At 71.8% G+C, this 6,000-nt stretch carries 7 protein-coding genes; all 7 read left to right on the forward strand.

The annotated features are described in order from the left end of the window. The first annotated feature begins 43 nt into the window (after positions 1 to 43). The 7 genes from IE267_RS06080 (at position 44) to lgt (ending at position 5,922) form a co-directional block, all read left to right on the forward strand. Positions 44 to 529: a DUF2752 domain-containing protein gene (locus tag IE267_RS06080; protein ID WP_189762346.1), complete on the forward strand. Its 486-nt coding sequence runs from the start codon at positions 44 to 46 to the stop codon at positions 527 to 529. Positions 530 to 694: 165 nt separating this feature from the next. Then, positions 695 to 1,504 carry an indole-3-glycerol phosphate synthase TrpC gene (gene trpC, locus IE267_RS06085; protein WP_161245064.1) on the forward strand — a complete coding sequence of 270 codons (810 nt, stop codon included), beginning with the start codon at positions 695 to 697 and terminating at the stop codon, positions 1,502 to 1,504. A 4-nt stretch (positions 1,505 to 1,508) separates the two neighbouring features. Beyond that, the gene (gene trpM, locus IE267_RS40360; protein WP_161245065.1) at positions 1,509 to 1,691 is read left to right on the forward strand and encodes a tryptophan biosynthesis modulator TrpM; all 183 of its coding nucleotides are present in this window, start codon (positions 1,509 to 1,511) and stop codon (positions 1,689 to 1,691) included. A gap of 183 nt (positions 1,692 to 1,874) precedes the next feature. Next, on the forward strand, positions 1,875 to 3,170 hold the full coding sequence (gene trpB, locus IE267_RS06090; protein WP_167153874.1) for a tryptophan synthase subunit beta: 1,296 nt from the start codon (positions 1,875 to 1,877) through the stop codon (positions 3,168 to 3,170). After that, positions 3,167 to 3,982 (forward strand): tryptophan synthase subunit alpha, encoded by an 816-nt coding sequence (trpA, locus tag IE267_RS06095; RefSeq protein WP_189762347.1) that lies wholly within the window; start codon positions 3,167 to 3,169, stop codon positions 3,980 to 3,982. The genes trpB and trpA overlap by 4 nt, the downstream gene beginning before the upstream one ends. Before the next feature lie 84 nt (positions 3,983 to 4,066). Further along, positions 4,067 to 4,891 (forward strand): DsbA family protein, encoded by an 825-nt coding sequence (locus IE267_RS06100; protein ID WP_189762348.1) that lies wholly within the window; start codon positions 4,067 to 4,069, stop codon positions 4,889 to 4,891. 80 nt (positions 4,892 to 4,971) lie between these two features. Further along, positions 4,972 to 5,922: a prolipoprotein diacylglyceryl transferase gene (gene lgt / locus IE267_RS06105; RefSeq protein ID WP_189762349.1), complete on the forward strand. Its 951-nt coding sequence runs from the start codon at positions 4,972 to 4,974 to the stop codon at positions 5,920 to 5,922. Positions 5,923 to 6,000 lie beyond the last annotated feature (78 nt).

Genomic DNA, 6,000 nt, shown 5'->3' on the forward strand with positions numbered 1-6,000 from the left:
CTCAAGGGCTGCGCCTTTCCCTGTGAACGGGGACAATCACCCAGTGGACGCACCCCGCCCGAACCCCGCCCCGCCGAACGCGGCGTACCCCCCGGCCCCGGCGCCCCCGGCCGCCCCGGCGCGTCCGTCCGGCACCCCGCTGCGCAGGCTCCTGGTGCCGGCCGGCGTGCTCGGCGCGGTGGCCTCGGCCTTCGCGTACGTGGGCCTGGTGGACCCGAACGAGCCGGGCCACTACCCGGTCTGCCCGCTGTACGGGTTCACCGGCCTCTACTGTCCGGGCTGCGGGGGGCTGCGCAGCGCCCACGACTTCATCACGGGGCACTTCACGGCGGCGCTCCACTCCAACGCGATGGCCGTCGCGGGATATCTGCTCTTCGGCGTGTTCTGGGTCCTGTGGGCCGTGCGCTCGGCGCGCGGCCTGCCCCTGCGGATCGCGCCGAGCGACCGCCAGTGGTGGCTGATCGGATCTGCCGTACTGGTCTTCTCGGTGGTCCGGAACCTGCCGTTCGGCTCCGTACTCGCGCCATGACGGACCGGAGAATCCGCAGGTGACGTCCCAATTATTGGGACGCCGCGCAACCGGATGCGATCGCTTCGGCCCGGTGCGGATACCATCGTCATGGCTGATCGTGACCGTTCCTGAAGGTCACCCTCGTTCTGACCGACATCACCGTCCCGGAAGGGGGCCGCTCGCGTGAGTGTGCTCGACGAGATCATCGAAGGCGTCCGCGCCGACCTCGCAGAGCGGCAGGCACGGGTCAGCCTCGACGAGCTCAAGGAGCGTGCCGCCAAGGCGCCCGCGGCCCGTGACGGCGTCGCGGCCCTGCGCGGCGACGGCGTCAAGGTCATCTGCGAGGTCAAGCGTTCCAGCCCCTCCAAGGGTGCGCTCGCCGCCATCGCCGACCCCGCCGCCCTCGCCGCCGACTACGAGGCGGGCGGCGCGTCCGTCATCTCCGTGCTGACCGAGCAGCGCCGCTTCGGCGGTTCGCTCGCCGACTTGGAGGCCGTCCGGGCCAAGGTCGACATCCCGGTGCTGCGCAAGGACTTCATCGTCACCGCCTACCAGCTGTGGGAGGCCCGCGCGTACGGCGCCGACCTGGCGCTGCTCATCGTCGCCGCCCTGGACCAGCCGGCCCTGGAGTCGCTCATCGAGCGCGCCGAGTCGATCGGGCTCACCCCGCTGGTCGAGGTGCACGACGAGGACGAGGTCGACCGGGCCGTGGAGGCGGGCGCCAAGATCATTGGCGTCAACGCGCGGAACCTGAAGGACCTCAAGGTCGACCGCACCACGTTCGACCGGCTCGCCCCGGAGATCCCGGACGGCATCGTGAAGATCGCCGAGTCCGGTGTCCGCGGCCCGCACGACCTCATCGCGTACGCCAACGCCGGCGCCGACGCGGTGCTGGTCGGCGAGTCCCTGGTCACCGGCAAGGACCCCCGCGCGGCCGTCGCCGACCTGGTCGCCGCGGGCGCCCACCCCGCCCTGCGCCACGGCCGGAGCTGACCCCATGGCCATCTTCCCCAAGCTCTCGACTTCGTTCGAGCAGGGGAGACCCCACTCCCGCCTCGCACCCGGCTGCCGCCCCCGCGGCTGCCGCGCTCCGGCGCGCCGGGTGCACGGACGGCGCGTGCGCTATGTGATCGGCTCGGAGCCGGGCCAGGTCAACGGCATGCGATGGCGACGCCGCTGAGCTGAGCGCCCGGTCAGGGGCGCGGGACTGCGTCGACACGCGATTCCGTCGCGTGCGCGCCACCGACCCGATACCGCGGTCGGACGCAGAACTCCGCGCACCTCCCACGGCGCTCGGCGAAACGCGACCACACGCCAAGCCAACCCAGGACCGGGGCACCAACCGCCCCCGCGAGGTATCCGCATGCCCAACGAGAACAACTTCTTCGTACCCGACCCCGAGGGTCAAGTCCCCAGCGCCGAAGGGTACTTCGGCGCGTACGGCGGCAAGTTCATCCCCGAGGCGCTGGTCGCCGCGGTGGACGAGGTGGCCGTCGAGTACGACAAGGCCAAGCACGACCCCGCCTTCGCCGCCGAGCTCAACGACCTGATGGTCAACTACACCGGCCGGCCCAGCGCCCTGACCGAGGTGCCCCGCTTCGCCGAACACGCGGGCGGCGCCCGGGTGTTCCTCAAGCGCGAGGACCTCAACCACACCGGCTCGCACAAGATCAACAACGTGCTCGGCCAGGCGCTGCTCACCAAGCGCATGGGCAAGACCCGGGTCATCGCCGAGACCGGAGCAGGCCAGCACGGCGTCGCCACCGCCACCGCCTGTGCCCTGTTCGGCCTCGAATGCACCATCTACATGGGCGAGATCGACACCCAGCGCCAGGCCCTGAACGTGGCCCGGATGCGGATGCTCGGCGCCGAGGTCGTCCCGGTCGCCTCCGGCAGCCGCACCCTCAAGGACGCCATCAACGAGGCGTTCCGCGACTGGGTCGCCAACGTCGACCGCACCCACTACCTGTTCGGCACGGTCGCGGGCCCCCACCCCTTCCCCGCGATGGTCCGCGACTTCCACCGTGTGATCGGCGTCGAGGCCCGCCGCCAGATCCTGGAGCGCGCCGGACGCCTGCCGGACGCGGCCGTGGCCTGCGTCGGCGGCGGCTCCAACGCGATCGGCCTCTTCCACGCCTTCATCCCGGACGCCTCCGTACGCCTCATCGGCTGTGAGCCCGCGGGCCACGGGGTCGAGACCGGCGAGCACGCGGCGACCCTGACCGCGGGCGAGCCCGGCATCCTGCACGGCTCGCGCAGCTACGTGCTGCAGGACGAGGAGGGCCAGATCACCGAGCCCTACTCGATCTCGGCGGGCCTGGACTACCCGGGCATCGGCCCCGAGCACTCCTACCTCAAGGACACCGGCCGCGGCGAGTACCGCGCGGTCACCGACGACGCCGCGATGCAGGCCCTGCGGCTGCTCTCGCGCACCGAGGGCATCATCCCGGCGATCGAGTCGGCGCACGCGCTCGCGGGCGCGCTCGACGTCGGCAAGGAGCTCGGCAAGGACGGACTGGTCCTGATCAACCTGTCCGGCCGCGGCGACAAGGACATGGACACGGCCGCACGCTACTTCGGCCTGTACGGCAGCGACGCCGACACCGAGGTCGCCGCCGACGCGGCGGGCTTCGCCGAGATCGAGGGAGACGCCAAGTGAACGGGAACGTACAGCTGTTGAGCGACACCCTCGCCAAGGCGAAGGCCGAGGACCGGGCCGCGCTCGTCGCCTATCTGCCGGCCGGCTTCCCGACCGTCGACGGCGGCATCGAGGCGGCCAAGGCCGTCTTCGACGGCGGCGCCGACATCGTCGAGGTGGGCCTGCCGCACAGCGACCCGGTCCTGGACGGACCGGTCATCCAGACCGCCGACGACATCGCCCTCAAGGGCGGCGTGAAGATCGCCGACGTGCTGCGCACGGTCCGCGAGGCCCACGCGGCCAGCGGCAGGCCGGTCCTGGTCATGACGTACTGGAACCCCATCGACCGCTACGGCGTGGAGCGCTTCACCGCCGAGCTCGCCGAGGCGGGCGGCGCGGGCTGCATCCTGCCCGACCTGCCGGTCCAGGAGTCCGCGCTGTGGCGCGAGCACGCCGAGAAGCACGGCCTCGGCACGGTCTTCGTGGTCGCCCCCAGCAGCCGCGACGAGCGCCTCGCCGAGATCACGGCGGCCGGCTCCGGATTCGTCTACGCGGCCTCGCTGATGGGCGTCACGGGCACCCGGGCGTCGGTCGGCGCCTCGGCCGAGGACCTGGTCGCCCGGACCCGGGCCACCACCGAACTCCCGGTCTGCGTGGGCCTCGGCGTCTCGAACGCGGTCCAGGCCAAGGAGGTCGCGGCCTTCGCCGACGGCGTCATCGTCGGCTCGGCCTTCGTCAAGCGCATGCTGGACGCCCCCGACCACGCGGCGGGCCTCACCGCCGTACGGGAACTGGCGGCCGAGCTCGCCGAGGGCGTTCGCAGGGCGTCGTAGCGCGGGCTTCGCACAGCTCACCCGTACGGGTGGAACTGGGACCGGGGAGGCACGAGCGTGCCTCCCCGGTTCGTTGCTGCGGGTGTGAGTGACAAGAATCCCGATGCGAAAAGGGCCGCGCGTGACCGGCTCGTCCAAGAACGTGAGCAGCACAAGGCGGGCGAGCGCCGCCGACGCCAACTGATCGTGGCCGGAGCCGTGGTGGGCGTGCTCGCCCTGGCCGCCGTGATCGGCGTAATCGCCGCCAACGCGGGCGGCGGCGACGGCGCCAAGAGTTCCGCCACCAAGGGCCCGGTCGTGGCGCCCACCGGAGCCGACGAGAAGGACAAGCTGGCCATCCCGGTCGGCGCGGCCGACGCGCCGTCCACCCTCACGGTGTGGGAGGACTTCCGCTGCCCGGCCTGCGCCGCGTTCGAGAACGGCTTCCGCTCGACGATCCACGAGCTGGAGAACAGCGGCCAGATCCGCGTCCAGTACCACCTGGCCACCCTCATCGACGACAAGACCCGCGGCAGCGGCTCGCTCCACGCGGCCAACGCGGCGGGCTGCGCGCAGGACCAGGGGAAGTTCTCCGCGTACCACGACGTGCTCTACACCAACCAGCCCGACGAGATGGACGACGCGTACGCGGACAACGCCAAGCTGCTCGACCTGGCCAAGAAGGTGCCGGGCCTCGACACCCCCGCCTTCCGCTCCTGTGTCGAGAACGGCACGCACAACAGCTGGGTCGTGAAGTCCAACGAGGCGTTCCAGGCGGGCAACTTCAACGGCACGCCGACCGTGCAGCTCAACGGTGAGGCGATCTTCCCGTCGAAGGGCAGCGAGCAGATCACTCCGGCCAACCTGAAGAAGTGGGTGGCCGCGGCGAACAAGGGCAAGCCGGCCGGCAAGGCGAGCCCGGCCTCCTGAGATCCGGGGCCCCTCGTTACTCATAAGTTGCCGGGCGGGTTGCCGCTGCGCCCGCCCGGCACGGTAGCGTCGTCCCTGCCATGGAACTTGCCTTCATCCCCAGCCCGTCGACCGGCGTGATCCACCTCGGACCGATCCCGCTGCGCGGCTACGCCTTCTGCATCATCATCGGTGTCTTCGTCGCCGTCTGGTACGGCAACAAGCGGTGGGTCGCGCGTGGCGGCCGCTCCGGCACCGTCGCCGACATCGCCGTCTGGGCGGTGCCCTTCGGGCTCGTCGGCGGCCGGCTCTACCACGTCATCACCGACTACCAGCTGTACTTCAGCGACGGTGAGGACTGGGTCGGCGCCTTCAAGATCTGGGAGGGCGGCCTCGGCATCTGGGGCGCGGTCGCGCTCGGCGCGGTCGGCGCCTGGATCGGCTGCCGCCGCCGGGGCATCCCGCTGCCCGCCTGGGCCGACGCGCTGGCCCCCGGCCTCGCCTTCGCCCAGGCCATCGGCCGCTGGGGCAACTGGTTCAACCAGGAGCTGTACGGCCGGCCGACCGACGTGCCCTGGGCGCTGAAGATCAGCGAGGGACCCAACCGGATCGCGGGCACCTACCACCCGACGTTCCTGTACGAGTCGCTGTGGTGCCTCGGCGCCGGCTTCCTGATCATCTGGGCGGACCGCCGCTTCAAGCTGGGCCACGGCCGGGCGTTCGCGCTGTACGTCGCCACGTACTGCGTGGGCCGTTTCTGGATCGAGTACATGCGGGTCGACGAGGCCCACCACATCCTCGGCCTGCGCCTGAACGACTGGACGGCCGGCGGTGTCTTCCTGCTGGCGGTCGCCTACATCGTCATCTCGGCGAAGCTGCGCCCCGGCCGCGAGGAGATCGTCGAACCGGGGGCCCAGGACGACGCGCCGGTGTCCCTGGAGAAGAAGGACGTGAAGGACGCGGGTGAGCCCGCCGAGCCGACCGACGGACCCAAGGCGGAGTCGGTGACGTCGGGGCCGGAGTCGGTGACGACGGAACCCGAGAAGGCCTGAGAGGCCGGGAAGGGGCCTGATCGGCCCCTCCGGCCCGAGCGGCGGGCGTGAGCGGCGGGGGTGGGGGGGGGGGGGGGG

It is taken from the genome of Streptomyces xanthochromogenes, assembly GCF_014650455.1.
Lineage (GTDB): Bacteria > Actinomycetota > Actinomycetes > Streptomycetales > Streptomycetaceae > Streptomyces > Streptomyces xanthochromogenes.

What these genes read in the sequence shown, in the direction of transcription:
- trpM (WP_161245065.1), top strand. Translation starts at nt 1,509, where the DNA reads ATGGCCATCTTCCCCAAGCTCTCGACTTCGTTCGAGCAGGGGAGACCC.
- trpB (WP_167153874.1), top strand. Translation starts at nt 1,875, where the DNA reads ATGCCCAACGAGAACAACTTCTTCGTACCCGACCCCGAGGGTCAAGTC.
- lgt (WP_189762349.1), top strand. Translation starts at nt 4,972, where the DNA reads ATGGAACTTGCCTTCATCCCCAGCCCGTCGACCGGCGTGATCCACCTC.